Annotated in this window: 29 protein-coding genes; all 29 read left to right on the forward strand. The window is 65.9% G+C overall.

What is annotated here, in order from left to right:
• Positions 1–124 precede the first annotated feature (124 nt).
• The 29 genes from rpoB to OG587_RS12715 all read left to right on the forward strand — a co-directional run bounded on the left by rpoB (position 125) and on the right by OG587_RS12715 (position 24,882).
• Positions 125–3,592, forward strand: a complete 3,468-nt coding sequence (rpoB, locus tag OG587_RS12575; protein WP_329089924.1) for a DNA-directed RNA polymerase subunit beta — start codon at positions 125–127, stop codon at positions 3,590–3,592.
• 27 nt (positions 3,593–3,619) lie between these two features.
• Entirely contained in the window at positions 3,620–7,507 is a 3,888-nt protein-coding gene (locus OG587_RS12580) for a DNA-directed RNA polymerase subunit beta' (protein ID WP_329089926.1), read from the forward strand.
• Positions 7,508–8,110: 603 nt separating this feature from the next.
• The gene (gene rpsL, locus OG587_RS12585) at positions 8,111–8,482 is read left to right on the forward strand and encodes a 30S ribosomal protein S12 (RefSeq protein WP_012887826.1); all 372 of its coding nucleotides are present in this window, start codon (positions 8,111–8,113) and stop codon (positions 8,480–8,482) included.
• A gap of 2 nt (positions 8,483–8,484) precedes the next feature.
• Complete coding sequence (rpsG, locus tag OG587_RS12590) at positions 8,485–8,955, forward strand: 30S ribosomal protein S7 (protein WP_012887827.1); 471 nt, start codon at positions 8,485–8,487, stop codon at positions 8,953–8,955.
• A gap of 87 nt (positions 8,956–9,042) precedes the next feature.
• Positions 9,043–11,091, forward strand: coding sequence for an elongation factor G (gene fusA, locus OG587_RS12595; protein WP_443075614.1), 2,049 nt, complete (start codon positions 9,043–9,045; stop codon positions 11,089–11,091).
• Positions 11,092–11,321: 230 nt separating this feature from the next.
• Entirely contained in the window at positions 11,322–12,515 is a 1,194-nt protein-coding gene (gene tuf, locus OG587_RS12600; RefSeq protein ID WP_329089935.1) for an elongation factor Tu, read from the forward strand.
• Between the two features lie 334 nt (positions 12,516–12,849).
• The gene (rpsJ, locus tag OG587_RS12605; protein WP_030912931.1) at positions 12,850–13,158 is read left to right on the forward strand and encodes a 30S ribosomal protein S10; all 309 of its coding nucleotides are present in this window, start codon (positions 12,850–12,852) and stop codon (positions 13,156–13,158) included.
• Between the two features lie 14 nt (positions 13,159–13,172).
• Positions 13,173–13,826, forward strand: coding sequence for a 50S ribosomal protein L3 (gene rplC / locus OG587_RS12610; protein WP_329089937.1), 654 nt, complete (start codon positions 13,173–13,175; stop codon positions 13,824–13,826).
• Positions 13,823–14,470 carry a 50S ribosomal protein L4 gene (gene rplD, locus OG587_RS12615; RefSeq protein ID WP_329089939.1) on the forward strand — a complete coding sequence of 216 codons (648 nt, stop codon included), beginning with the start codon at positions 13,823–13,825 and terminating at the stop codon, positions 14,468–14,470. Before rplC ends, rplD begins: the two co-directional genes overlap by 4 nt.
• The gene (gene rplW, locus OG587_RS12620; protein ID WP_030912923.1) at positions 14,470–14,772 is read left to right on the forward strand and encodes a 50S ribosomal protein L23; all 303 of its coding nucleotides are present in this window, start codon (positions 14,470–14,472) and stop codon (positions 14,770–14,772) included. The genes rplD and rplW overlap by 1 nt, the downstream gene beginning before the upstream one ends.
• A 91-nt stretch (positions 14,773–14,863) precedes the next feature.
• The gene (gene rplB / locus OG587_RS12625) at positions 14,864–15,700 is read left to right on the forward strand and encodes a 50S ribosomal protein L2 (RefSeq protein ID WP_329089941.1); all 837 of its coding nucleotides are present in this window, start codon (positions 14,864–14,866) and stop codon (positions 15,698–15,700) included.
• An 11-nt stretch (positions 15,701–15,711) separates the two neighbouring features.
• The gene (rpsS, locus tag OG587_RS12630; RefSeq protein WP_012887835.1) at positions 15,712–15,990 is read left to right on the forward strand and encodes a 30S ribosomal protein S19; all 279 of its coding nucleotides are present in this window, start codon (positions 15,712–15,714) and stop codon (positions 15,988–15,990) included.
• Positions 15,991–16,087: 97 nt separating this feature from the next.
• A complete protein-coding gene (gene rplV, locus OG587_RS12635; protein ID WP_030912916.1) occupies positions 16,088–16,441 on the forward strand; it encodes a 50S ribosomal protein L22 in 354 nt (117 codons plus the stop codon).
• Positions 16,441–17,325, forward strand: a complete 885-nt coding sequence (rpsC, locus tag OG587_RS12640) for a 30S ribosomal protein S3 (protein WP_329089943.1) — start codon at positions 16,441–16,443, stop codon at positions 17,323–17,325. Before rplV ends, rpsC begins: the two co-directional genes overlap by 1 nt.
• Positions 17,326–17,327: 2 nt before the next feature.
• Positions 17,328–17,747 carry a 50S ribosomal protein L16 gene (rplP, locus tag OG587_RS12645; RefSeq protein ID WP_030912912.1) on the forward strand — a complete coding sequence of 140 codons (420 nt, stop codon included), beginning with the start codon at positions 17,328–17,330 and terminating at the stop codon, positions 17,745–17,747.
• Entirely contained in the window at positions 17,747–17,983 is a 237-nt protein-coding gene (rpmC, locus tag OG587_RS12650) for a 50S ribosomal protein L29 (protein ID WP_030912909.1), read from the forward strand. Before rplP ends, rpmC begins: the two co-directional genes overlap by 1 nt.
• On the forward strand, positions 17,976–18,257 hold the full coding sequence (rpsQ, locus tag OG587_RS12655; protein ID WP_326635528.1) for a 30S ribosomal protein S17: 282 nt from the start codon (positions 17,976–17,978) through the stop codon (positions 18,255–18,257). The genes rpmC and rpsQ overlap by 8 nt, the downstream gene beginning before the upstream one ends.
• A 179-nt stretch (positions 18,258–18,436) precedes the next feature.
• Positions 18,437–18,805, forward strand: coding sequence for a 50S ribosomal protein L14 (rplN, locus tag OG587_RS12660; protein ID WP_012887841.1), 369 nt, complete (start codon positions 18,437–18,439; stop codon positions 18,803–18,805).
• Positions 18,805–19,125, forward strand: a complete 321-nt coding sequence (rplX, locus tag OG587_RS12665) for a 50S ribosomal protein L24 (protein WP_329089945.1) — start codon at positions 18,805–18,807, stop codon at positions 19,123–19,125. Before rplN ends, rplX begins: the two co-directional genes overlap by 1 nt.
• Entirely contained in the window at positions 19,125–19,703 is a 579-nt protein-coding gene (gene rplE, locus OG587_RS12670) for a 50S ribosomal protein L5 (protein ID WP_329089947.1), read from the forward strand. Before rplX ends, rplE begins: the two co-directional genes overlap by 1 nt.
• 2 nt (positions 19,704–19,705) lie before the next feature.
• A complete protein-coding gene (locus OG587_RS12675) occupies positions 19,706–19,891 on the forward strand; it encodes a type Z 30S ribosomal protein S14 (RefSeq protein WP_012887844.1) in 186 nt (61 codons plus the stop codon).
• Positions 19,892–20,038: 147 nt separating this feature from the next.
• Complete coding sequence (rpsH, locus tag OG587_RS12680) at positions 20,039–20,437, forward strand: 30S ribosomal protein S8 (RefSeq protein WP_329089949.1); 399 nt, start codon at positions 20,039–20,041, stop codon at positions 20,435–20,437.
• 17 nt (positions 20,438–20,454) lie between these two features.
• Positions 20,455–20,997, forward strand: coding sequence for a 50S ribosomal protein L6 (gene rplF, locus OG587_RS12685; RefSeq protein ID WP_329089952.1), 543 nt, complete (start codon positions 20,455–20,457; stop codon positions 20,995–20,997).
• A gap of 2 nt (positions 20,998–20,999) precedes the next feature.
• Positions 21,000–21,383, forward strand: a complete 384-nt coding sequence (rplR, locus tag OG587_RS12690; protein WP_329089953.1) for a 50S ribosomal protein L18 — start codon at positions 21,000–21,002, stop codon at positions 21,381–21,383.
• A gap of 73 nt (positions 21,384–21,456) precedes the next feature.
• On the forward strand, positions 21,457–22,089 hold the full coding sequence (gene rpsE / locus OG587_RS12695; RefSeq protein WP_329089955.1) for a 30S ribosomal protein S5: 633 nt from the start codon (positions 21,457–21,459) through the stop codon (positions 22,087–22,089).
• Positions 22,090–22,092: 3 nt separating this feature from the next.
• Positions 22,093–22,275, forward strand: a complete 183-nt coding sequence (gene rpmD / locus OG587_RS12700) for a 50S ribosomal protein L30 (RefSeq protein ID WP_012887849.1) — start codon at positions 22,093–22,095, stop codon at positions 22,273–22,275.
• A 2-nt stretch (positions 22,276–22,277) separates the two neighbouring features.
• Positions 22,278–22,733 carry a 50S ribosomal protein L15 gene (gene rplO / locus OG587_RS12705; protein WP_329089958.1) on the forward strand — a complete coding sequence of 152 codons (456 nt, stop codon included), beginning with the start codon at positions 22,278–22,280 and terminating at the stop codon, positions 22,731–22,733.
• A gap of 179 nt (positions 22,734–22,912) precedes the next feature.
• The gene (gene secY, locus OG587_RS12710) at positions 22,913–24,232 is read left to right on the forward strand and encodes a preprotein translocase subunit SecY (RefSeq protein ID WP_329089959.1); all 1,320 of its coding nucleotides are present in this window, start codon (positions 22,913–22,915) and stop codon (positions 24,230–24,232) included.
• Complete coding sequence (locus tag OG587_RS12715) at positions 24,232–24,882, forward strand: adenylate kinase (protein ID WP_329089961.1); 651 nt, start codon at positions 24,232–24,234, stop codon at positions 24,880–24,882. Before secY ends, OG587_RS12715 begins: the two co-directional genes overlap by 1 nt.
• Positions 24,883–24,972: the final 90 nt, after the last annotated feature.

Here is a 24,972-nt window from a genome sequence, read left to right on the forward strand (position 1 = left end):
ATGCCGTTCGGCTACACTGCCCCTTTGCGCTGCCCTTTGACGACCCGCTTCTTTTGGTGCTCTGATGCATGGTCGTCTGGCGTGCGTGTAGTCAGTCCGCCGCGAGCCCTCGGAAGGACATCTGTTGGCAGCCTCGCGCAACGCCTTCGCCGTACCCGCCGGTCCCCGTCGTGTGTCTTTCGCACGAATTCAGGAGCCGCTAGAAGTTCCTGACCTTCTCGCTCTTCAGACCGAGTCCTTCGACTGGTTGCTCGGCAACGAGAAGTGGAAGGGGCGGGTCGAGGCGGCTCGCCAGGCCGGGCGCAAGGACGTTCCGGCCCAGTCGGGCCTCGAAGAGATCTTTGAGGAGATCAGTCCCATCGAGGACTTCTCCGGGACTATGTCCCTGTCGTTCCGCGATCACCGGTTCGAGCCGCCTAAGTACTCCGTCGATGAGTGCAAAGACAAGGACATGACCTACTCCGCCCCGATGTTCGTCACGGCGGAGTTCATCAATAACACCACTGGTGAGATCAAGAGCCAGACCGTGTTCATGGGCGACTTCCCGCTCATGACCGGCAAGGGTACGTTCATCATCAACGGCACCGAGCGTGTCGTCGTCTCCCAGCTGGTCCGGTCCCCGGGCGTCTACTTCGACCGCAGCGTCGACAAGACCTCCGACAAGGACCTCTACGGATGCAAGGTGATCCCCTCCAGGGGCGCCTGGCTAGAGTTCGAGATCGACAAGCGCGACAGCGTCGGTGTCCGCATCGACCGCAAGCGCAAGCAGGCCGTCACCGTCCTGCTCAAGGCGCTCGGCTGGACCAGCGAGCAGATCCTTGAGCGTTTCGGGCAGTACGAGTCCATGCGCGCCACCCTGGAGAAGGACCACACGGCCGGCCAGGACGACGCGCTGCTCGACATCTACCGCAAGCTGCGCCCCGGCGAGCCGCCGACCAAGGAGTCGGCGCAGACGCTGCTGGAGAACCTGTACTTCAACTCCAAGCGCTATGACCTCGCCAAGGTCGGCCGGTACAAGATCAACAAGAAGCTCGGGGTCGACAGCGAGATCACCCAGGGCACGCTCACCGAGGACGACATCGTCGCCACCATCGAGTACATCGTCCGGCTCCACGCCGGCGAGGTCGAGATGCCCGGCGCCAACGGTTCGATCGTCGTCGAGACCGACGACATCGACCACTTCGGCAACCGCCGTCTCCGCACGGTGGGTGAGCTCATCCAGAACCAGGTCCGCCTGGGCCTGGCCCGCATGGAGCGCGTCGTCCGCGAGCGGATGACGACCCAGGACGTCGAGGCGATCACGCCGCAGACCCTGATCAACATCCGCCCGGTCGTGGCGTCGATCAAGGAGTTCTTCGGCACCTCCCAGTTGTCGCAGTTCATGGACCAGACCAACCCCCTGGCCGGCCTGACGCACAAGCGTCGTCTGTCCGCGCTGGGTCCCGGTGGTCTGTCCCGTGAGCGGGCCGGCTTCGAGGTCCGTGACGTCCACCCGTCGCACTACGGCCGCATGTGCCCGATCGAGACGCCGGAAGGACCGAACATCGGTCTGATCGGCTCGCTGGCCTCCTTCGGCCGGGTCAACTCCTTCGGGTTCGTCGAGACCCCCTACCGCAAGGTCGTCGAGGGCCGGGTCACCGACCAGGTCGACTATCTGACCGCGGACGAGGAGGACCGGCACGTCATCGCCCAGGCGAACACGCCGATCGGTCCCGACGGAACGTTCCTCGAGCCGCGCGTGCTCGTCCGCAGGAAGGGCGGGGAGTTCGAGTCCCTGCGCGCCAACGAGGTCGACTACATGGACGTCTCGGCACGCCAGATGGTGTCCGTGGCGACCGCGATGATCCCGTTCCTGGAGCACGACGACGCCAACCGCGCGCTCATGGGTTCCAACATGCAGCGCCAGTCGGTGCCGCTGCTCAAGAGCGAGGCGCCGCTGGTCGGCACCGGCATGGAATACCGTGCCGCGACCGACGCCGGCGACGTCATCACCGCCGACAAGGCCGGCGTGGTCGAGGAGGTCTCCGCCGACTACGTCACGGTGATGAACGACGACGGCACCCGCACGACCTACCGGGTCGCCAAGTTCAAGCGCTCCAACCAGGGCACCTGCTTCAACCAGAAGCCGATCGTCAAGGAAGGCGACCGGATCGAGGTCAACCAGGTCGTCGCCGACGGTCCCTGCACCGACGACGGTGAGATGGCCCTGGGCAAGAACCTCCTCGTGGCGTTCATGCCGTGGGAGGGTCACAACTACGAGGACGCGATCATCCTCTCCCAGCGTCTGGTGCAGGACGACGTCCTCTCCTCGATCCACATCGAGGAGCACGAGGTCGACGCCCGCGACACCAAGCTGGGCCCCGAGGAGATCACCCGGGACATCCCGAACGTCTCCGAGGAGGTCCTGGCCGACCTCGACGAGCGCGGCATCATCCGCATCGGTGCCGAGGTCGTCCCCGGCGACATCCTCGTCGGCAAGGTCACGCCCAAGGGCGAGACCGAGCTGACCCCCGAGGAGCGCCTGCTCCGCGCGATCTTCGGTGAGAAGGCCCGCGAGGTCCGTGACACCTCCCTGAAGGTGCCGCACGGCGAGCAGGGCAAGGTCATCGGCGTCCGCGTGTTCAGCCGCGAGGAGGGCGACGAGCTCCCCCCCGGCGTCAACGAGCTGGTCCGCGTCTACGTGGCCCAGAAGCGTAAGATCACCGACGGCGACAAGCTGGCCGGCCGTCACGGCAACAAGGGCGTCATCTCCAAGATCCTCCCGGTCGAGGACATGCCGTTCCTCGAGGACGGCACCGCCGTCGACATCATCCTCAACCCCCTGGGCGTGCCCGGCCGAATGAACGTCGGCCAGGTCCTGGAGACCCACCTCGGGTGGATCGCCGCCAGAGGGTGGGACATCACCGGCATCCAGGAGGCGTGGGCCGAGCGGCTGCGCGACAAGGGCTTCACCGAGGTCGAGCCGCGCACCAACATGGCCACGCCGGTGTTCGACGGTGCCAACGAGGAAGAGATCATCGGTCTGCTCGACAACACCCTGCTCAACAGGGACGGCGGGCGCATGGTCGGCGCGAACGGAAAGGCCCAGCTGTTCGACGGCCGCTCCGGGGAGCCGTTCCCGCACCCGATCTCCGTCGGCTACATCTACATCCTGAAGCTGCTCCACCTGGTCGACGACAAGATCCACGCTCGGTCGACCGGCCCCTACTCCATGATCACCCAGCAGCCGCTCGGCGGTAAGGCCCAGTTCGGTGGCCAGCGCTTCGGTGAGATGGAGGTCTGGGCACTGGAGGCGTACGGCGCCGCCTACGCCCTGCAGGAGCTGCTCACCATCAAGTCCGACGACGTCCTCGGCCGCGTGAAGGTCTACGAGGCGATCGTCAAGGGCGAGAACATTCCCGAGCCGGGCATCCCGGAGTCGTTCAAGGTCCTCATCAAGGAAATGCAGTCGCTGTGCCTGAACGTCGAGGTGCTCTCCAGCGACGGCATGTCCATCGAGATGCGCGACACCGACGAAGACGTCTTCCGCGCCGCGGAAGAACTCGGCATCGACCTGTCCCGGCGCGAGCCGAGCAGTGTCGAAGAGGTCTGATCTAGAAGCTGAGGAGGGGATTACATAGTGCTCGACGTCAACTTCTTCGACGAGCTTCGGATCGGCCTCGCGACCGCCGACGACATCCGCCAGTGGTCGCACGGCGAGGTGAAGAAGCCCGAAACCATCAACTACCGGACGCTCAAGCCCGAGAAGGACGGACTCTTCTGCGAGAAGATCTTCGGTCCGACCCGCGACTGGGAGTGCTACTGCGGTAAGTACAAGCGCGTCCGCTTCAAGGGCATCATCTGTGAGCGCTGTGGCGTCGAGGTGACCCGCGCCAAGGTGCGTCGTGAGCGGATGGGCCACATCGAGCTGGCCGCGCCCGTCACGCACATCTGGTACTTCAAGGGTGTCCCGTCCCGTCTGGGATACCTGCTCGACCTGGCCCCGAAGGACCTTGAGAAGGTCATCTACTTCGCGGCCTACATGATCACGCACGTCGACAAGGAAATGCGTGAGCGTGACCTGCCGTCGCTCGAGGCGAAGATCTCCGTCGAGCGGCAGCACATCGAGCAGCGCCGTGACGCCGACATCGAGGCTCGCCAGCGCAAGCTGGAGACCGACCTGGCCGAGCTTGAGGCCGCGGGCGCCAAGGGCGACCAGCGCCGCAAGGTCCGCGAGGGCGCCGAGCGCGAGATGCGGCAGCTGCGCGACCGGGCCCAGCGCGAGCTGGACCGGCTGGACGAGGTCTGGAGCCGCTTCAAGAACCTCAAGGTCCAGGACCTTGAGGGCGACGAGCTGCTCTACCGCGAGATGCGCGACCGCTTCGGCCGCTACTTCCGCGGCGGCATGGGCGCCCAGGCGATCCAGGAGCGTCTGACCAACTTCGACCTCGCTCTCGAGGCCGAGAACCTGCGCGAGACGATCCGCAGCGGCAAGGGCCAGAAGAAGGCCCGCGCGCTCAAGCGTCTCAAGGTCGTGTCGGCGTTCCTGAACACCCGCAACTCGCCCAACGGGATGGTCCTCGACTGCATCCCGGTCATCCCGCCGGACCTGCGCCCGATGGTGCAGCTCGACGGTGGCCGGTTCGCGACCTCGGACCTGAACGACCTGTACCGCCGGGTGATCAACCGGAACAACCGCCTCAAGCGGCTTCTCGACCTCGGCGCCCCCGAGATCATCGTGAACAACGAGAAGCGGATGCTCCAGGAGGCCGTCGACGCGCTGTTCGACAACGGCCGCCGCGGCCGCCCGGTCACCGGTCCCGGCAACCGCCCCCTGAAGTCCCTCAGCGACATGCTGAAGGGCAAGCAGGGCCGGTTCCGCCAGAACCTGCTGGGCAAGCGAGTCGACTACTCCGGCCGTTCGGTCATCGTCGTCGGCCCGCAGCTGAAGCTGCACCAGTGTGGTCTGCCCAAGCAGATGGCGCTTGAGCTCTTCAAGCCGTTCGTGATGAAGCGCCTGGTCGACCTGAACCACGCGCAGAACATCAAGTCGGCCAAGCGGATGGTCGAGCGTGCCCGGCCGGTCGTGTGGGACGTCCTCGAAGAGGTCATCACCGAGCACCCCGTGCTGCTCAACCGTGCGCCGACCCTGCACCGCCTGGGCATCCAGGCCTTCGAGCCGCAGCTGGTCGAGGGCAAGGCCATCCAGATCCACCCGCTCGTCTGCACCGCGTTCAACGCGGACTTCGACGGTGACCAGATGGCCGTGCACCTGCCGCTGTCGGCCGAGGCGCAGGCCGAGGCCCGCATCCTGATGCTGTCGACGAACAACATCCTCAAGCCGGCCGACGGCAAGCCCGTGACCATGCCCACCCAGGACATGATCATCGGCCTCTACTCGCTGACCACGCTCAAGGACGAGGACGAGAACGGTGTCGGCAGGGGCCGGGTCTTCGGCTCGGTGTCGGAGGCGCTCATGGCCTTCGACCGCCGCGAGCTCGACATCCAGTCGCTGATCCAGATCCGGATGAAGGGCGACGTCCCGCCGCCCCGCGGCTGGGCCGGTCCCGAGGGCTGGGAGGCGGGTGACAGCTACCGCCTGGAGACCACCCTGGGCCGGTGCCTGTTCAACCAGACCCTGCCGGCGAACTACCCGTACGTGAACGCGCAGATCGGCAAGAAGCAACTGTCGGTCATCGTCAACGAGCTCGCCGAGAAGTACCCCAAGGTCGAGGTCGCCGCGGCGCTCGACGCCCTCAAGGACGCCGGGTTCTACTGGGCGACCAGGGCCGGTGTGACGATCTCCATCGAGGACGTCATCGCGCCGCCGAACAAGGCCGAGATCATGGAGACGTACGAGCGCAGGGCCGACAAGGTCCAGCGCGAGTACGAGCGCGGTCTGATCACGGACGAGGAGCGCCGCCAGGAGCTCATCGAGATCTGGACGCACGCGACCAGTGACGTGACCGACGACATGCAGAAGGCGTTCCCGAAGACCAACCCGGTCTGGATGATGGTCCAGTCGGGCGCCCGAGGAAACCTGATGCAGGTCCGGCAGATCTCCGGCATCCGCGGTCTGGTGTCCAACACCAAGGGTGAGACGATCCCGCGCCCGATCAAGGCCTCGTTCCGCGAGGGCCTGTCGGTGCTCGAGTACTTCATCTCCACCCACGGCCAGCGGAAGGGTCTGGCGGACACCGCGCTGCGGACCGCCGACTCGGGTTACCTGACCCGTCGTCTGGTGGACGTCGCGCAGGACGTCATCGTCCGCGAGATCGACTGCGGCACCGACCGTGGCGTCCCGCTGCACGTGGCCGACCGCGACGCCCAGGGCAACCTGGTCAAGGCGGAGAACGCCGAGAGCAACGTGCACGGCCGCATCCTCGCCGAGGACGTGGAGGTGGACGGCAAGATCATCGTGCCGGTGGGCGTCGACATCAACGACATCCACGTCACCGCGCTGGTCGAGGCCGGTGTGGAGACCGTCAGGACCCGCAGCGCCCTCGTCTGCGAGGCCAAGATCGGTGTCTGCGCCACCTGCTACGGCCGCTCACTCGCGACCGGCAAGCTCGTGGACGTCGGCGAGGCGGTCGGCATCATCGCCGCCCAGTCGATCGGCGAGCCCGGCACCCAGCTGACGATGCGTACCTTCCACACCGGTGGTGTGGCGGGCGCCGACATCACCCACGGTCTGCCCCGTGTCCAGGAGCTCTTCGAGGCGCGCGTCCCCAAGGGCGTCGCCCCGATCAGCGAGGCCGAGGGCCGGGTCCGCGTCGACGAGACCGACAAGACGCGGAAGATCGTGATCGTCCCGGACGACGGTTCCGAGGAGGTCGCGTACCCGGTGTCGATGCGGTCGCGCATGCTGGTCTCGGACGGGCAGCGGGTCACGGTCGGCCACCAGCTGATCGCCGGTGCGGTCAACCCCAACGAGGTGCTGCGCATCCTCGGCCCCCGGGCCGTGCAGCTGCACCTCGTGGCGGAGGTCCAGCAGGTCTACCGCTCGCAGGGTGTGTCGATCCACGACAAGCACATCGAGATCATCGTGCGGCAGATGCTCAAGCGCGTGAACGTGCTTGAGTCCGGCGACGCCGACATGCTGCCCGGCGAGCTCGTCGAGCGGCCGCGCTTCGAGCGGATCAACCGCGAGTGCGTGGCGGAGGGCGGCACGCCGGCTTCCGGACGCCCGGTGCTGATGGGCATCACCAAGGCCTCGCTCGCCACCGAGTCCTGGCTGTCCGCGGCGTCCTTCCAGGAGACGACCCGAGTGCTCACCGACGCGGCGATCCACGCCAAGTCGGACTCGCTGCTCGGCCTCAAGGAGAACGTCATCATCGGAAAGCTCATCCCGGCCGGTACGGGCATGCCCCAGTACCGCAACATCCGGGTCGAGCCGACCGAGGAGGCCAAGGCCGCCATGTACACCGTCGGCGGCTACGACGGCTCCGCGGCCGACTACACCTTCGGCTCGGGCTCCGGTGAGGCCGTGCCGCTGGAGGAGTACGACTTCGGTCAGTACAACCGCTGAGTGGTCACGAACGACTGAACGGTCACGAACGGCGCCCGGTCCCCGGAAGGGGACCGGGCGCCGTCGCCTTTTTCCGCCGTAGTCCCTCCCTCTCCCCGCGGTCGTCTCCCCGGTGCCGTCGCTTTTTCCCTCCTGCGCGGGCCCGGTAGCGGGGGATGTGGACCTTTCTTGACCGGAATGTTGCGGCGAAAGCCGTACGTTAATGCGGAGAACGGCCGGAGAAGTGCTCTGCGGCGGGTAAACTCGACACGGACCCAGAAGCGGTCGGTCGGAAACCGATCGCGGGAGTCATGACACGAACGCCGGCGCCTGGCGGGTGCAACCGTTTTGACGTGTTGCGTTGGGCTGGGTAGTCTTTTCCTTCGTGCCCATGTCTTCATGGGCCTTCATGCGTGCGCGTCGACAGGTTCCCGCTGTGGAGTCGACAGAGGCGCCGCGTGGCCTCCTCCACCGGACCGGCCTTAACCGGGATGTGGCGCGGAACGTGCGCGACACGCCCGACCGCGTGGGTCGGAGGGGCTGAAAGAACCGCAGGTCATGACACCGGCAGTACCTGCAAAATGCACCACATTCGAATTACCGGCTAGCACGAACGGAGACGCGGTGCCCACGATTCAGCAGCTGGTCCGCAAGGGCCGCCAGGACAAGGTCACCAAGACCAAGACCCCGGCGCTCAAGGCCAGCCCTCAGCGACGCGGCACCTGCATGCGCGTATACACCACGACCCCGAAGAAGCCGAACTCCGCCCTCCGCAAGGTCGCGCGTGTCCGGCTCACCAACGGCATCGAGGTCACGGCCTACATCCCCGGTGTCGGCCACAACCTCCAGGAGCACTCCATCGTGCTCGTCCGTGGTGGTCGTGTGAAGGACCTGCCGGGTGTTCGCTACAAGATCATCCGCGGCTCGCTCGACACCCAGGGTGTCCGTAACCGCAAGCAGGCCCGTAGCCGTTACGGCGCGAAGAAGGAGAAGTAGGAATGCCTCGCAAGGGTTCTCCTGGCCGTCGTCAGCTCATGGCTGACCCGGTTCACAACTCGCCCCTGGTCACCGCGCTTATCAACAAGGTGCTCCTGGACGGCAAGCGATCCATCGCCCAGTCCATCGTGTACGGCGCCCTCGAAGGCGCCAAGGAGAAGACCGGCAACGACCCGGTCGTCACCCTGAAGCGCGCGCTGGACAACGTCAAGCCCACCCTCGAGGTCCGCAGCCGCCGTGTCGGTGGCGCGACCTACCAGGTCCCGGTCGAGGTGCGCGCGGCGCGCAGCACCACCCTGGCCCTGCGCTGGCTGGTGCAGTACTCCCGCGCCCGCCGCGAGAAGACCATGACCGAGCGCCTCATGAACGAACTGCTCGACGCCAGCAACGGCCTCGGCGCAAGCGTCAAGAAGCGCGAGGACACCCACAAGATGGCCGAGTCCAACAAGGCCTTCGCCCACTACCGCTGGTAACAGCGGGTTCGACGAGACGACGAGGACGCGAGAGAAGTGGCCACCACGACCGCTCTTGACCTGGCCAAGGTCCGTAACATCGGGATCATGGCCCACATCGACGCGGGCAAGACCACGACGACCGAGCGCATCCTGTTCTACACCGGTATCAACTACAAGATCGGTGAGGTCCACGAGGGCGCAGCCACGATGGACTGGATGGAGCAGGAGCAGGAGCGTGGTATCACCATCACCTCCGCTGCCACGACCTGCGAATGGCTCGGCCACACGATCAACATCATCGACACGCCGGGCCACGTGGACTTCACGATCGAGGTGGAGCGCTCGCTCCGCGTCCTCGACGGTGCCGTCGCCGTGTTCGACGCCGTCGCCGGTGTCGAGCCGCAGTCCGAGACGGTCTGGCGTCAGGCCGACCGCTACGAAGTGCCCAGGATCTGCTTCGTCAACAAGATGGACCGGGTCGGCGCGGAGTTCCACCGCTGCGTCGAGATGATGGTCAGCCGCCTGAACGCGACCCCCGCCGTCATCCAGCTTCCCTGGGGCGTCGAGGCCGACTTCAAGGGCGTCATCGACCTGGTCACGATGAAGGGTCTGCTCTGGAGCGCCGAGGCGGCCAAGGGCGAGATGTACGAGGTCGTCGACATCCCGGCCGAGCACGTCGAGGTCGCCCGCGAGTGGCGTGACAAGCTGGTCGAGACGGTCTCCGAGAACGACGACGAGCTGATGGAGCTCTTCCTCGAGGGCGTCGAGCCTACCGAGGAGCAGCTGGTCGCGGCCATCCGCCGCGCCACGCTGGCCAGCGCCATCAACCCGGTCCTGACCGGCACCGCGTTCAAGAACAAGGGCGTGCAGCCCCTGCTCGACGCGATCGTCGCCTATCTCCCCGCACCGATCGACATCCCGGCCTTCAAGGGACACGCGGTCGGCAAGGAGGAGGAGGTCATCGAGCGTCACGCGGACGTGACCGAGCCCTTCTCCGCACTCGCGTTCAAGATCATGAGCGACCAGCACCTGGGCCGTCTCACCTACATCCGCATCTACTCGGGCACGCTCGAGACCGGCACCGCCGTGGTCAACTCGGTGAAGGGCCGCAAGGAGCGGATCGGCAAGATCTACCAGATGCACGCCAACAAGCGCGAAGAGCGCCCGTCGGCTGTCGCCGGTCAGATCGTCGCCGTCATGGGTCTGAAGGACACCACCACCGGTGACACCCTGTCGGACCCGGCTCACCCCGTGGTCCTGGAGTCGATGAACTTCCCGGCGCCGGTCATCAGCGTCGCCATCGAGCCCAAGACCAAGGGCGACCAGGAGAAGCTGGGCACCGCGATTCAGCGTCTGGCCGAGGAGGACCCGTCCTTCCAGGTCCGTCGTGACGACGAGACCGGGCAGACGGTCATCTGGGGTATGGGCGAGCTCCACCTGGAGATCCTCGTCGACCGGATGCGCCGCGAGTTCAAGGTCGAGGCCAACATCGGCCGGCCTCAGGTGGCCTACCGGGAGACCATCCGCCGCAAGGTGGAGAAGGTCGACTACGTCCACAAGAAGCAGACCGGTGGTTCCGGCCAGTTCGCCAAGGTCATCATTGACATTGAGCCGCTGGGCGAGGGCAACGACGGTTACGAGTTCTCGAACAAGGTCTCCGGCGGCCGCATCCCGAGGGAGTACATCCCCTCGGTCGACGCGGGCGCCCAGGAGGCGGCCGAGTTCGGTGTTCTCGCCGGATACCCCATGGTCGGGGTCAAGGTCACCCTGCGGGACGGTGCCTACCACGAGGTGGACTCGTCCGAAATGGCCTTCAAGATCGCTGGTTCGATGGCCTTCAAGGAGGCCGCGCGCCGGGCAGACGCCGTAATCCTGGAGCCGATGATGGCCGTCGAGGTCACCACGCCCGAGGACTACATGGGTGATGTCATCGGTGACCTCAACGGTCGCCGCGGGCAGATCCAGGCGATGGACGAGCGCTCCGGCGCCCGGATCATCAAGGCGCTCGTGCCGCTCTCTGAGATGTTCGGCTACGTGGGAGACCTCCGTAGCAAGACGCAGGGACGCGCGAGCTACAGCATGCAGTTCGACTCCTACGCGGAAGTGCCTGCGCACATCGCCAAGGAGATCGTCGCGAAGGTGCGGGGCGAGTAAGTCCGGCACTGTTCCGGGCGCGGGTGGACGAGGAGATCGTCACCCCGCCACCGGAGGGGTGCGGGGCGAGCAGCCCAGCACCGTTCCGGGCACGGGAGGCGAGAGATCGTCTTCCCGCACCGGAGGGGTGCGGGGCGAGAGCTTTCTCGTCGGCCGGTTCCGAGAGGGATCGGCCCCCCAAGCCCGAATATGAAGACGCAAGTCACGTCAGAATCTCTAAGGAGAGAGCAGTGGCCAAGGCCAAGTTCGAGCGGACCAAGCCGCACGTAAACATCGGCACCATTGGGCACATCGACCACGGCAAGACCACTCTGACCGCGGCGATCACCAAGGTGCTCCACGAGCGTTTCCCGACTCTCAACGAGGCGACCCCGTTCGACAAGATCGACAAGGCGCCCGAGGAGAAGGCTCGTGGTATCACGATCTCCATCGCGCACGTCGAGTACCAGACCGAGAAGCGCCACTACGCCCACGTGGACTGCCCCGGTCACGCCGACTACGTGAAGAACATGATCACCGGCGCGGCTCAGATGGACGGTGCGATCCTCGTGGTCGCCGCCACCGACGGCCCGATGCCGCAGACGAAGGAGCACGTCCTCCTGGCCCGCCAGGTCGGCGTCCCCTACATCGTCGTGGCCCTCAACAAGTCCGACATGGTGGACGACGAGGAGATCCTGGAGCTCGTCGAGCTCGAGGTCCGCGAGCTTCTCTCGGCCCAGGAGTTCCCCGGCGACGACCTGCCGGTCGTCCGCGTCTCGGCGCTGAAGGCGCTTGAGGGCGACGCCAAGTGGGGCGACTCGATCATCGAGCTCATGACCGCCGTGGACGAGAACGTCCCCGAGCCGGTTCGTGAGACCGAGAAGCCGTTCCTGATGCCGATCGAGGACGTCTTCTCGATCACCGGTCGCGGCACGGTCGTCACCGGCCGTATCGAGCGCGGTATCGTCAAGGTCAACGAGACCGTCGACATCATCGGCATCAAGGAGACCAAGACCACCACCACGGTCACCGGTGTCGAGATGTTCCGCAAGCTCCTCGACGAGGGCCAGGCGGGCGACAACGTCGGTCTGCTCCTGCGCGGCATCAAGCGCGAGGACGTCGAGCGCGGCCAGTGCATCATCAAGCCGGGCACGACCACCCCGCACACCGAGTTCGAGGCCCAGGTCTACATCCTGAGCAAGGACGAGGGCGGCCGCCACACCCCGTTCTTCAACAACTACCGCCCGCAGTTCTACTTCCGTACGACCGACGTGACCGGCGTGGTGAACCTCCCCGAGGGCACCGAGATGGTCATGCCCGGCGACAACACGGAGATGAACGTCGCGCTGATCCAGCCCATCGCGATGGAGGACGGTCTCAAGTTCGCCATCCGTGAGGGTGGCCGCACCGTCGGTGCGGGTCGAGTGACCAAGATCATCAAGTAGTACGATCGCGGAGTGGCGGCCGGCCCCCGAAAACAGGGTCGGCCGCCTCCCCACGAGGGGGCCGCGCCGCAGGGCGTGGACCTCGGCAGGACCCCACGAACCGTGATCTCGCAGTTGGTTCGGCCGAACGCCGGCCGAACTAATTGCCAGATCACGGAAGAAAGCGCGGACTCACAGCGTCTGCTACGTGGGGCATGTGCGGAGAACGCCGCCCCAGGGCGAGACGTGCTCCGGCACGACGTGGCGGGACCGTCCAGACGGGCCCGGCCATGACACAGCGGCAACAGGCCGCACGTAACTTTTTCAGACGACAGTGAAGGACACCGAGGCCATTATGGCGGGACAGAAGATCCGCATTCGGCTCAAGGCCTATGACCACGAGGTCATCGACGTCTCGGCCAAGAAGATCGTCGAGACGGTGACAAGGACTGGCGCCAAGGTCGCGGGCCCGGTGCCGCTGCCGACCGAGAAGAACGTGTACTGCGTCATCCGCTCGCCGCACAAGTACAAGGACAGCCGCGAGCACTTTGAGATGCGCACGCACAAGCGGCTGATTGACATCATCGATCCGACGCCGAAGACGGTCGACTCGCTCATGCGACTCGACCTTCCCGCCGGTGTTGACATCTCGATCAAGCTCTGAGGGAACGCACTGACATGGCTAACAAGATCAAGGGCGTCCTGGGCAAGAAGCTCGGCATGACCCAGGTCTTCGACGCGGACAACCGGATGGTCCCGGTGACCGTCGTCGAGGCTGGCCCGTGCGTCGTGACCCGCGTCCGCACCGCCGAGAAGGACGGCTACACCGCCGTCCAGCTGGGCTTCGGCCAGGTCGACCCGCGGAAGGTCAACAAGCCGCTCGGCGACTACCTGCGCAAGCACGACATCACCCCGCGCCGTTACTTCGCGGAGATCCGCACCGACGACGCGAGCGACTACACCCTGGGCCAGGAGCTCCTCGCCGACACCTTCGAGGCCGGCCAGTTCGTCGACGTGACGGGCAAGAGCAAGGGCAAGGGTTTCGCGGGTGTCATGAAGCGCCACGGCTTCAAGGGCCTCGGCGCCTCGCACGGTACGCAGCGCAAGCACCGCTCGCCCGGTTCCATCGGTGGCTGCGCCACCCCCGGCCGCGTCTTCAAGGGCGTGCGCATGGCGGGCCGGATGGGCAACGTCCGCACGACCGTCCAGAGCCTCAAGGTTCACGCCGTGGACGCCGAGAAGGGCCTCATCCTGATCAAGGGTGCGATCCCCGGCGCCAACGGCAGCCTGGTCCTGGTCCGCACCGCCGCCAAGAAGGGGGCTGCCAAGTGAGCACCATTGACGTCCTCGACGTGAGCGGCGAGAAGGCCGGCACCGTCGACCTGCCGGAGGACATCTTCGGTACGAAGGTCAACATCCCGCTGATCCACCAGGTCGTCGTGGCCCAGCTCGCCGCTCGCCGGCAGGGCACCCACAAGGCGAAGACCCGCGGTGAGGTCCGAGGCGGCGGCAAGAAGCCGTACCGCCAGAAGGGCACCGGCCGCGCCCGTCAGGGTTCGACCCGCGCCCCGCAGTTCACCGGCGGTGGCATCGTCCACGGCCCGGTTCCGCGGGACTACTCGCAGAAGACTCCCAAGAAGATGAAGGCCGCCGCCCTGCGCGCGGCCCTGTCCGACCGGGCGACCGGCGGCCGCGTTCACGTGGTCAGCGGTCTGGTCGCGGGGGAGACCCCGAAGACCAAGGCGGCTCTCGAGTCGCTTCGCAGGATCACCAAGGCGCGCAGCGTCCTGGTCGTCGTTGACGAGGGTGACGAGCTCAGCTGGCTGAGCCTGCGCAACGCCCCCGAGGTCCACCTTCTGGACGCCGGGCAGCTCAACACCTACGACGTGCTCTGCTACGACGACGTCATCTTCACTCAGGACGCGTACGACCAGATCGTGGCGCGTCTGAGCAAGAGCGGGAAGGAAGACGCCTGATGGAGAAGATCGCCGACCCGCGCGACATCATCATCAAGCCGGTTGTCTCCGAGAAGAGCTACGGCTTGATCGACGAGCACAACAAGTACACGTTCCTGGTGCGGAAGACGGCCAACAAGACGCAGGTCAAGATCGCCGTTGAGAAGATCTTCGGTGTCAAGGTCGCCAGCGTCAACACCATCAACCGCCAGGGCAAGCGGAAGCGGACCAGGTTCGGCTACGGCCAGCGCCCGGCCACCAAGCGAGCCATCGTCAGCCTGGTCGAGGGCGACCGGATTGACATCTTCGGCCAGATCGGCTGACGCGCTCGCTCAGTAAGTACAGGGAGAACGCCCCTCGCCACCTGGTGAGGGGCATTCGACCGGATTAACCGACGAAGGATGAACGAAAAAGATGGGCATCCGTAAACTCAAGCCGACGACCCCCGGTCGCCGCGGCGCCAGCGTCTCGGACTTTGCCGAGATCACGCGCAGCACGCCCGAGAAGTCGCTGCTTGCACCCCTGCACAGCAAGGGTGGCCGTAACGTCCACGGCCGAGTCACCACCCGTCACCAGGGCGGTGGCCACAAGCGCGCCTACCGGATCATCGATTTCCGGCGTCACGACAAGGACGGGATCCCGGCCAAGGTCGCTCACATCGAGTACGACCCGAACCGCACGTCCCGCATCGCGCTGCTGCACTACGCCGACGGGGAGAAGCGCTACATCCTCTGCCCGACCGGCCTGAAGCAGGGCGACAACATCGAGAACGGCCCCACGGCCGACATCAAGCCGGGTAACTGCCTCCCGCTGCGCAACATCCCGACCGGTACCTTCATCCACGCGGTGGAGCTCCGTCCGGGTGGTGGCGCCAAGCTGGGCCGGTCCGCCGGCGCGCAGATTCAGCTCCTCGCCAAGGAGGGCCAGTACGCCACGCTGCGTATGCCCTCCGGTGAGATGCGCCAGGTCGATGTTCGCTGCCGGGCCTCGATCGGCCAGGTCGGCAACGCCGAGCAGGCCAACATCAACTGGGGTAAGGCCGGCCGCATGCGGTGGAAGGGCAAGCGCCCCACCGTCCGCGGTGTCGCGATGAACCCGGTCGACCACCCGCACGGTGGTGGTGAGGGTAAGACCTCCGGCGGCCGTCACCCCGTCAACCCCAAGGGCAAGCCCGAGGGACGTACGCGTGCGGCGAACAAGGCCAGCGACCGGCTGATCATCCGCCGTCGTACCAAGCGGAAGAAGCGGTAGGAGCAGCCAAAATGCCACGTAGCCTTAAGAAGGGTCCCTTCGTGGACGACCACCTTCAGAAGAAGGTGGATGTCCAGAACGAGAAGGGCACCAAAAACGTCATCAAGACGTGGTCGCGGCGCTCCATGATCGTGCCCGACATGCTTGGTCACACGATCGCCGTTCACGACGGCCGTAAGCACGTCCCGGTGTTCGTCACCGAGTCGATGATCGGCCACAAGCTGGGTGAGTTCGCTCCGACGCGAACCTTCCGCAGCCACGTCAAGGAAGACCGCCGCAGCCGGCGATAAGCGCCTCAGGAAGAGGACGTCGAGCCGGGAACGATCGGAAGCGATCGTCTCAGGGTGAGACGGACTCGACCAAAACGAAGGGTAAGAGGAGTAAGCGATGGAAGCCAGGGCTCAGGCGCGGTTCGCGCGCCACACGCCCATGAAGGCCCGCCGTGTGGTGGACCTCATTCGCGGGCTGCCCGCTTCGGAGGCGCAGGCCGTGCTGCAGTTCGCTCCCCAGTCGGCGAGCGAGACCGTGTACAAGGTGCTCTCGAGCGCCATTGCCAACGCGGAGCACAACTTCAAGCTCGACCGTGACACGCTCTTCGTGAGCCGTGCCTGGGTCGACGAGGGCCCGACGCTGAAGCGGTTTCGTCCCCGTGCTCAGGGTCGTGCCTATCGGATCAACAAGCGGACCAGCCACATCACCGTGATCGTGGAGTCCCGCGAGCCGAAGGGGAGGACCCGCTAGTGGGTCAGAAGGTTAACCCGCACGGGTTCCGCCTCGGCATCACGACCGACTTCAAGAGCCGGTGGTATGCCGACAAGCTCTACAAGTCGTACGTTGCCGAGGATGTGGCGATCCGCCGCATGCTCAAAAAGGGCATGGAGCGGGCCGGCATCTCCAAGGTGGAGATCGAGCGGACCACCGACCGGGTTCAGGTCGACATTCACACCGCCCGTCCGGGCATCGTCATCGGCCGCCGCGGCGCCGAGGCGGACCGGATCCGCGGTGACCTCGAGAAGCTGACCAAGAAGCAGGTCCAGCTGAACATCCTCGAGGTCAAGAACCCTGAGATCGACGCTCAGCTCGTCGCCCAGGGTGTGGCCGAGCAGCTGTCCAGCCGTGTCTCGTTCCGCCGTGCCATGCGCAAGGCGATGCAGTCGGCGATGAAGAGCGGTGCCAAGGGCATCCGGGTGCAGTGCTCCGGTCGTCTCGGCGGCGCCGAGATGTCCCGTTCGGAGTTCTACCGCGAGGGCCGCGTGCCCCTGCACACCCTCCGCGCGGACATCGACTACGGCCTGTACGAGGCCCGCACCACCTTCGGCCGTATCGGCGTGAAGGTGTGGATCTACAAGGGTGAGGCTCCGAGCAGCCGCGCCGAGCGCGAGGCGGCTGCCGCCGGTGCTCGCGCCGGCCAGCGTCGTGACCGCGACGACCGTCGTGGCCCCGGTGCCGGTGGTGGCGGCGGCGACCGTCCCCGTCGTGGCGGCGGCGCCGGTGGCGCCCGTCGTGGCGCCGGTGCCGGCCGTGGCGACCGTGCCGGTGGCTCCGCCGCCCCCAGGAACGAGGCGGCCTCGCAGGCTGCCCCCGAGACCGGCCCGGCTGCGCAGCCGGGTGCTGAAGGGAGCTGACCATGCTGATCCCGCGCAGGGTCAAGCACCGCAAGCAGCACCGGCCCGACCGTCACGGCGCCGCCAAGGGTGGCACCAGGGTCGTGTTCGGCGAGTTCGGCATTCAGGCGATTGAGCACTCCTACGTGACCAACCGCCAGATCGAGTCGGCTCGTATCGCGATGACCCGTCACATCAAGCGTGGTGGAAAGGTCTGGATCAACATCTATCCGGACCGCCCCCTCACGAAGAAGCCGGCCGAGACCCGCATGGGTTCCGGTAAGGGTTCGCCGGAGTGGTGGATCGCCAACGTCAAGCCCGGCCGCATCATGTTCGAGCTGTCGGGTGTCGCCGAGCCGGTGGCTCGCGAAGCCCTGCGTCGTGCGATGCACAAGTTGCCGATGAAGTGCCGGTTCGTCAAGCGTGAAGTGGGTGAGGCGTGATGGCTAAGGGCCTGACCGCCGGTGAGCTGCGGGTGGAAGACCAGGACACCCTGGTCACGAAGCTGAAGGAAGCCAAGGAGGAGCTGTTCAACCTCCGCTTCCAGGCAGCGACCGGCCAGTTGGAGAGCCACGGGCGGTTGCGTGCCGTCCGCCGCGAGATCGCCCGTATCTACACCGTGATGCGCGAGCGGGAGCTCGGAATTGTCACGGTAGAGAAGGAGTCGATCGATGGCTGAGGCCACGGAAACCACGACCGAGACGCGGAACTACCGCAAGACCCGTGAGGGTCTGGTCGTCAGTGACAAGATGGACAAGACCGTCGTGGTCGCTGTCGAGGACCGCGTGAAGCACCCCCTGTACGGCAAGGTCATCCGCAGGACGACCAAGTACAAGGCGCACGACGAGGCCAACACCTGCGGTGTCGGCGACCGTGTCCTCCTGATGGAGACCCGGCCGCTGTCCGCCAGCAAGCGCTGGCGGGTCATCGAGATCCTCGAGAAGGCCAAGTAGGCAACGCGCCTCGTGGGGGGTGACACCGTCACCCCCCACGACGGCGTCCAAGGGGGCGAAGCGATCTTCGCCCCGCCTGCGGTGGCGGTCCTGAGGGGCTGTCGCCGGGGGAAAAAGACCCAGCAGGTTCCGCAAGGCTCACCCACGGGTGAGAACCAGCGAGACAAACAGGAGTTCAAGTGATCCAGCAGGAGTCGCGGCTCAAGGTCGCCGACAACACCGGTGCGAAGGAAGTCCTTTGCATCCGTGTGCTCGGTGGCTCGGGCCGGCGCTACGCGGGAATCGGTGACATCATCGTCGCCACGGTCAAGGACGCCATTCCCGGCGGCACCGTGAAGAAGGGCGATGTGGTCAAGGCCGTCATCGTCCGCACTGTCAAGGAGCGCCGTCGGCCCGACGGTTCCTACATCCGCTTCGACGAGAACGCCGCCGTCATCATCAAGGACAGCGGTGACCCCCGGGGCACCCGCATCTTCGGTCCCGTCGGACGTGAGCTGCGTGACAAGAAGTTCATGCGGATCATCTCGCTCGCGCCGGAGGTGTTGTAATGCCGAAGCTTCACGTGAAGAAGGGTGACCTCGTCCTGGTCATCGCCGGCAAGGACAAGGGTGCCAAGGGTCGTGTGATCGCCGCCCACCCGCGCGAGGAGCGCGTGGTGGTCGAGGGCGTCAACATGGTCAAGAAGCACTCCAAGGAGACCAACCAGGGTCCGCGCGGCGCCAAGGCCGGTGGCGTGCAGACCATGGAGGCTTCCATCCACGTGAGCAACGTCAAGAAGCTCAAGGATGAGAAGCCTGCCAAGGACGACAAGCCCGCCAAGAAGGAGTCGGCCGAGGCCGCTTCCGAGGAGACGGGTAAGGACAACTGATGACCGCGAACACCACCGAGACCGGACAGCGGGCCCTCCCGCGCCTCAAGCAGCGCTACCGCGAAGAGATCATCGCGAAGCTGAACGAGCAGTTCGAGTTCGAGAACATCATGCTGGTGCCCACCATCACCAAGATCAAGGTGAACATGGGCGTCGGCGAGGCCGCGCGCGACTCGAAGCTCATCGAAGGCGCCGTCCGCGACCTCACCGTGATCACCGGCCAGAAGCCGGCGGTCGTCCGCGCCCGCAAGTCCATCGCCCAGTTCAAGCTGCGCGAGGGCATGCCGATCGGCGCACACGTCACGCTGCGCGGTGACCGCATGTGGGAGTTCCTCGACCGGCTGCTCTCGCTGGCGCTGCCCCGCATCCGTGACTTCCGCGGTCTGTCGCCCAAGCAGTTCGACGGCAACGGGAACTACACCTTCGGTCTCACCGAGCAGGTCATGTTCCACGAGATCGACCAGGACAAGGTCGACCGCCAGCGTGGTATGGACATCACGGTCGTGACCACAGCTAAGACCGACGACCAGGGCCGGGCGCTGCTGAAGCAGCTCGGATTCCCCTTCAAGGAGGCCTGATCATGGCGAAGACGTCGCTCAAGGTCAAGGCTGCTCGTAAGGCCAAGTTCGAGGTCCGGGCGTACACTCGGTGCTCGCGCTGTGGTCGTCCCCGCGCCGTCTACAGGAAGTTCGGCCTGTGCCGCATCTGCTTCCGCGAGATGGCGCACCGGGGCGAGCTGCCCGGCATCACCAAGTCGAGCTGGTAGCCCTCCGCGCGGCCCCGTGAGCGATCACGGGCCCGCGCGCGGCACCGGCCGCACATAGAAAGTCGTATTCACCGGGCGCCGACTACAGGCGCCCATGACCGCACCGTAGGTCCCCTGTGGAAACCGCGGTGAGGAAGGCCACCGGCCATGACGATGACTGACCCGATCGCAGACATGCTGACGCGTCTGCGAAACGCGAACTCGGCGTACCACGACAGTGTGGCGATGCCGTACTCGAAGATCAAGGCGCACATCGCCGAGATCCTCCAGCAGGAGGGTTACATCCAGTCCTGGAGCGTCGAAGACGCCAAGGTCGGAAAGAACCTCGTGGTGGAGCTGAAGTTCGGGCCGACCCGTGAGCGGTCCCTCGCGGGCCTGCGCCGGGTCTCCAAGCCCGGCCTGCGGGTCTATGCAAAGAAGGACAACCTGCCCCGAGTCCTGGGTGGACTGGGCGTCGCGATCATCTCGACGTCCGGCGGTCTCATGACGGACAAGCAGGCCGGCAAGCGTGGAGTGGGCGGGGAAGTCCTCGCCTTCGTTTGGTAGAGGGGAGAACGAACAGCATGTCAAGAATCGGACGGCTGCCCATCCCCGTACCGAACGGAGTGGACGTCGCCATCGACGGCCGGGACGTCACGGTCAAGGGCCCCAAGGGCACGCTTTCACACACGGTCGCGGAACCCATCGCGATCGCCAAGGGTGACGACGGCAATCTGTCCGTCACCCGTCCCAACGACGAGAACAAGGTCCGTGCGCTGCACGGCCTGTCTCGCACCCTGGTCGCCAACATGGTGACCGGTGTGACCCAGGGTTACTCGAAGACCCTGGAGATCGTGGGCGTCGGTTACCGCGTGCAGGCCAAGAGCCCGACTCAGCTCGAGTTCGCTCTCGGCTTCAGCCACCCGGTGATCGTCGACGCCCCCGAGGGTGTCACCTTCCGCGTCGAGAGGCCGACGCTGTTCCACGTGGACGGCATCGACAAGCAGAAGGTCGGCGAGATCGCCGCGAACATCCGCAAGTTGCGCAAGCCCGACCCGTACAAGGGCAAGGGCGTGCGCTACCAGGGTGAAGTTATCCGCCGCAAGGTCGGAAAGGCTGGTAAGTAGGCATGGCTGGCAAGACTGCGTTCGGCAAGCACACGGCCGCCCGCGCCGTCTCGCGGGCCCGCCGCCACGGCCGAGTCCGCAAGAAGGTGGCCGGTACGGCCACGCGTCCGCGCCTGGTCGTCAACCGCTCCACGAGGCACCTCTTCGTGCAGATCGTCGACGACACCCAGGGCCACACGCTGGTGAGCGCGTCCACCATGGACGCCTCCCTGCGCACGGCGGAGGGCGCCAAGACCGACAAGGCCAAGCAGGTCGGCGAGCTTCTCGCTCAGCGGGCCAAGGCAGCCGGGATCACCGCGGTCGTGTTCGACCGGGGTGGCAACCGCTACGCGGGCCGCATCGCGGCGCTGGCAGACAGCGCACGCGAAGGCGGACTGGAGTTCTGATGACTCCGTCCCAGGATCGCAATCCAGGATCGCAACCGATGGCCCGTCTTACGAATGAGAAGAGGAACCACTAATGGCTGGAGCTCCGCGTCGCGGTGGCGCCGCCGGTGGCGAGCGGCGTGACGGTCGTCGTGACGATCGCCGCGGTGGAAACGCTGACAAGGGCGTCTCGTACATCGAGCGCGTTGTGAAGATCAACCGAGTGGCCAAGGTCGTGAAGGGTGGTCGTCGCTTCAGCTTCACCGCCCTCGTCATCGTCGGTGACGGCAACGGCATGGTCGGCGTCGGCTACGGCAAGGCCAAGGAAGTGCCCGCGGCGATCGCCAAGGGTGTCGAAGAGGCCAAGAAGCACTTCTTCAAGGTGCCCCGCATCCAGGGCACCATCCCGCACATCGTGCAGGGTGAAGAGGCCGCGGGCGTCGTCTTCCTGCGTCCGGCCTCGCCCGGTACCGGCGTCATCGCCGGTGGCCCGGTGCGCGCCGTGCTGGAGTGCGCCGGTATCCACGACGTGCTGTCCAAGTCGCTCGGCTCGGACAACCCGATCAACATCGTGCACGCCACCGTGGCGGCCCTGAAGGGCCTCAGCCGCCCCGAGGAGATCGCGGCCCGCCGTGGCCTCCCGATCGAGGACGTCGCCCCCAAGAGGATGCTCAAGGCTCGCGCCGAGGGCCTCGCGGAGGCCGCGGCCGCGAAGGCGGTGAGCTAGCTCATGGCGCGCCTGAAGATTACCCAGGTCCGTTCCAAGATCGGTGGCAAGCAGAACCAGCGTGACTCGCTGCGCTCGCTCGGTCTGAAGCGAATCGGCGACGTCGTCGTCAAGGAGGACCGCCCGGAGATCCGCGGCATGGTCACCGTGGTGACGCACCTCGTCACCGTGGAAGAGGTCGACTAGACATGGCAGAGAACACTCCGCTCCGCATCCACCACCTGCGTCCGGCCCCCGGCGCCAACAAGTCGAAGGTCCGCAAGGGCCGCGGCGAGGCGTCCAAGGGCAAGACCTCGGGTCGTGGCACCAAGGGCACGAGGGCCAGGAACAAGGTCCCGCTCGGCTTCGAGGGTGGTCAGGTTCCGCTGCAGCGGCGCCTGCCCAAGTTCAAGGGCTTCTCCAACGCCCTGTTCAAGACGACCTACCAGGTCGTCAACCTTGACAGGCTCGGCGAGCTGTTCCCCGACGGTGGCGACGTCACCGTCGACACGCTCGTCGCCAAGGGCGCGGTTCGCAAGAACCAACTCGTCAAGGTTCTGGGAACCGGTGACATCTCCGTGGCGTTGAACGTGGAGGCGCATGCCTTCTCGGCGAGCGCCAAGGATAAGATCGCCGCTGCCGGAGGCTCCGTCTCCGAGCTGTAGGCGCTATCATCACGCGGCGCGGGGGCTCGTAATGGGCTCCCGCGCCCGTAGTGCGTTAGAGTTCGCTGGACAGTGGGCCTCGACTCATTTCCATGGGCTCATTGACTGGATATGGCAAAGATGGAACACCCCCGCACCATCGCTGACCGACCTCGCCTTTCAGGCGCGCAGGAGGGACCGTGCTGACCGCATTTACCCGAGCGTTCCGTACGCCGGACCTGCGTAAGAAGCTGCTCTTCACTTTGAGCATCATCGCGCTGTTCCGACTTGGGTCGGTTATGCCGACCCCGGGTGTGCATACCGAGAACATCAGCCGTTGTCTCACCCAGGCGCAGGCGGGGGACGCGGGCAACATCTACGGAATGGTGCAGCTGTTCAGCGGCGGCGCCCTGCTGAAACTCTCAGTCTTCGCCCTCGGCATCATGCCGTACATCACCGCGAGCATCATTCTTCAGCTGCTCGTCGTGGTCATTCCGCGCCTGGAAGCCCTCAAGAAGGAGGGACAGGCCGGACAGACCAAGATCACACAGTACACCCGTTACCTGACGGTCGGCCTGGCGGTCCTGCAGTCGACCGCCTTCGTGGCCCTGGCTCGCAGTGGCCAGCTGTTCCCGCAGTGCCGCGAGGAGATCCTCCTCGACAAGGACAACGTCTTCGCCATCGTCACGATGGTGCTGACCATGACCGCCGGCACCGCCGTCGTCATGTGGCTGGGCGAGCTCGTCACCGATCGCGGCATCGGCAACGGCATGTCCATCCTGATCTTCACGCAGGTCATCGCGGTCTTCCCGTCCGAGCTGCTGAACATCGCCCGCCAGAAGGGTGGCTTCGTCTTCGCCGTGGTCATCGTCGTCGGTATCGCGATGATCGCCCTGGTCGTGATGGTGGAGCAGGCACAGCGCCGGATCCCGGTGCAGTACGCCAAGCGCATGGTCGGCCGCAGAATGTACGGCGGGACGTCGACCTACATCCCGCTGAAGGTCAACCAGGCCGGCATCATCCCGGTCATCTTCGCCTCCTCGCTGCTCTACCTTCCGCAGCTGATCACGACGCTCTTCACGAACACCCAGGAAGAGCCGCACCCGATCATCCAGTGGATCTCGCAGGAGTTCGGCGGCGGCGGGACCACCCCGACGTACATGATCACTTTCTTCCTGCTTATCGTCTTCTTCACGTACTTCTACGTGTCGATTACCTTCAACCCCGTTGAAGTCGCCGACAACATGAAGAAGTACGGTGGGTTCATCCCGGGCATCCGCCCGGGTCGCCCGACGGCTGAGTACTTGAACTACGTGCTCACGCGACTCACCGCTCCTGGCGCGCTGTATCTGGGCCTGATCTCCATGGTGCCGATCGTCGCGCTGGCGCTCGTCGGCGCGAGTCAGAACTTCCCGTTCGGAGGGACGAGCATTCTGATCATGGTTGGTGTCGGCCTTGACACCGTGAAGCAGATCGAGAGCCAGCTGCAGCAGCGCAACTATGAAGGCTTCCTGAAGTAGTGCGCCTCGTCCTGGTCGGGCCCCCCGGAGCGGGTAAGGGGACACAGGCCCAGTTCGTCGCATCGAACCTGTCGATCCCGAAGATTTCGACAGGGGACATCTTCCGCGCCAACGTCTCGGGCGGCACGGAGCTCGGCAAGCTTGCCAAGGAATACATGGACCGTGGCGACCTCGTGCCCGACGAGGTCACCATCGCGATGGTCCGCGACCGCCTCGCCGAGAACGACGCGCAGGACGGTTTCCTGCTCGACGGCTTCCCCAGGAACGTGCCCCAGGCCGAGATCCTGAAGAAGATCCTCGCCGAGTTCCAGGTCGGTCTGGACATTGTCCTGGAGCTCGTGGTCGACGACGAGGAGGTCGTCCGCAGGCTCGCGGGACGCCGGACCTGCAGCCAGTGCGGCCGCATCTGGCATGTCGACTTCGATGACAAGAAGGACGACGTCTGCGACGCCTGCAACGGCCGGCTGTACCAGCGGGACGACGACAAGGAGGCGACCGTCAGGCACCGCCTGGAGGTCTACCAGGAGCAGACGGCTCCCCTGGTCTCCTTCTACGCCGACGAGGGCATCCTGGTCGGCGTCGACGCCACGGGTCCGGTGGAAGAGGTCACCCAGCGCTCGATGGAGGCTCTGAACCCCTTCATCGGCTAGCGAGGCGACAGCACGCGATGCACGCCATCCATGGGTTTCCCATGGGTGGCGTGCTGTCATTTAGGGCAGAATCGGGGGAATTGGGGTCCC

Origin of the sequence: Streptosporangium sp. NBC_01469 (assembly GCF_036227305.1) — a bacterium.
In the GTDB taxonomy this organism is placed as follows: domain Bacteria; phylum Actinomycetota; class Actinomycetes; order Streptosporangiales; family Streptosporangiaceae; genus Streptosporangium.

Coding starts and splice junctions, on each gene's coding strand:
- rpsG (WP_012887827.1), top strand. CDS start 8,485: ATGCCTCGCAAGGGTTCTCCTGGCCGTCGTCAGCTCATGGCTGACCCG.
- rplV (WP_030912916.1), top strand. CDS start 16,088: ATGGAAGCCAGGGCTCAGGCGCGGTTCGCGCGCCACACGCCCATGAAG.
- rpsQ (WP_326635528.1), top strand. CDS start 17,976: ATGGCTGAGGCCACGGAAACCACGACCGAGACGCGGAACTACCGCAAG.
- rplW (WP_030912923.1), top strand. CDS start 14,470: ATGGAGAAGATCGCCGACCCGCGCGACATCATCATCAAGCCGGTTGTC.
- OG587_RS12675 (WP_012887844.1), top strand. CDS start 19,706: ATGGCGAAGACGTCGCTCAAGGTCAAGGCTGCTCGTAAGGCCAAGTTC.
- rpmD (WP_012887849.1), top strand. CDS start 22,093: ATGGCGCGCCTGAAGATTACCCAGGTCCGTTCCAAGATCGGTGGCAAG.
- rplC (WP_329089937.1), top strand. CDS start 13,173: ATGGCTAACAAGATCAAGGGCGTCCTGGGCAAGAAGCTCGGCATGACC.
- rpsE (WP_329089955.1), top strand. CDS start 21,457: ATGGCTGGAGCTCCGCGTCGCGGTGGCGCCGCCGGTGGCGAGCGGCGT.
- rpsH (WP_329089949.1), top strand. CDS start 20,039: ATGACGATGACTGACCCGATCGCAGACATGCTGACGCGTCTGCGAAAC.
- fusA (WP_443075614.1), top strand. CDS start 9,043: ATGGCCCACATCGACGCGGGCAAGACCACGACGACCGAGCGCATCCTG.
- rplX (WP_329089945.1), top strand. CDS start 18,805: ATGCCGAAGCTTCACGTGAAGAAGGGTGACCTCGTCCTGGTCATCGCC.
- rplR (WP_329089953.1), top strand. CDS start 21,000: ATGGCTGGCAAGACTGCGTTCGGCAAGCACACGGCCGCCCGCGCCGTC.
- rplP (WP_030912912.1), top strand. CDS start 17,328: ATGCTGATCCCGCGCAGGGTCAAGCACCGCAAGCAGCACCGGCCCGAC.
- rplO (WP_329089958.1), top strand. CDS start 22,278: ATGGCAGAGAACACTCCGCTCCGCATCCACCACCTGCGTCCGGCCCCC.
- rplB (WP_329089941.1), top strand. CDS start 14,864: ATGGGCATCCGTAAACTCAAGCCGACGACCCCCGGTCGCCGCGGCGCC.
- rpsS (WP_012887835.1), top strand. CDS start 15,712: ATGCCACGTAGCCTTAAGAAGGGTCCCTTCGTGGACGACCACCTTCAG.
- rpmC (WP_030912909.1), top strand. CDS start 17,747: ATGGCTAAGGGCCTGACCGCCGGTGAGCTGCGGGTGGAAGACCAGGAC.
- rplF (WP_329089952.1), top strand. CDS start 20,455: ATGTCAAGAATCGGACGGCTGCCCATCCCCGTACCGAACGGAGTGGAC.
- rpsJ (WP_030912931.1), top strand. CDS start 12,850: ATGGCGGGACAGAAGATCCGCATTCGGCTCAAGGCCTATGACCACGAG.
- rplE (WP_329089947.1), top strand. CDS start 19,125: ATGACCGCGAACACCACCGAGACCGGACAGCGGGCCCTCCCGCGCCTC.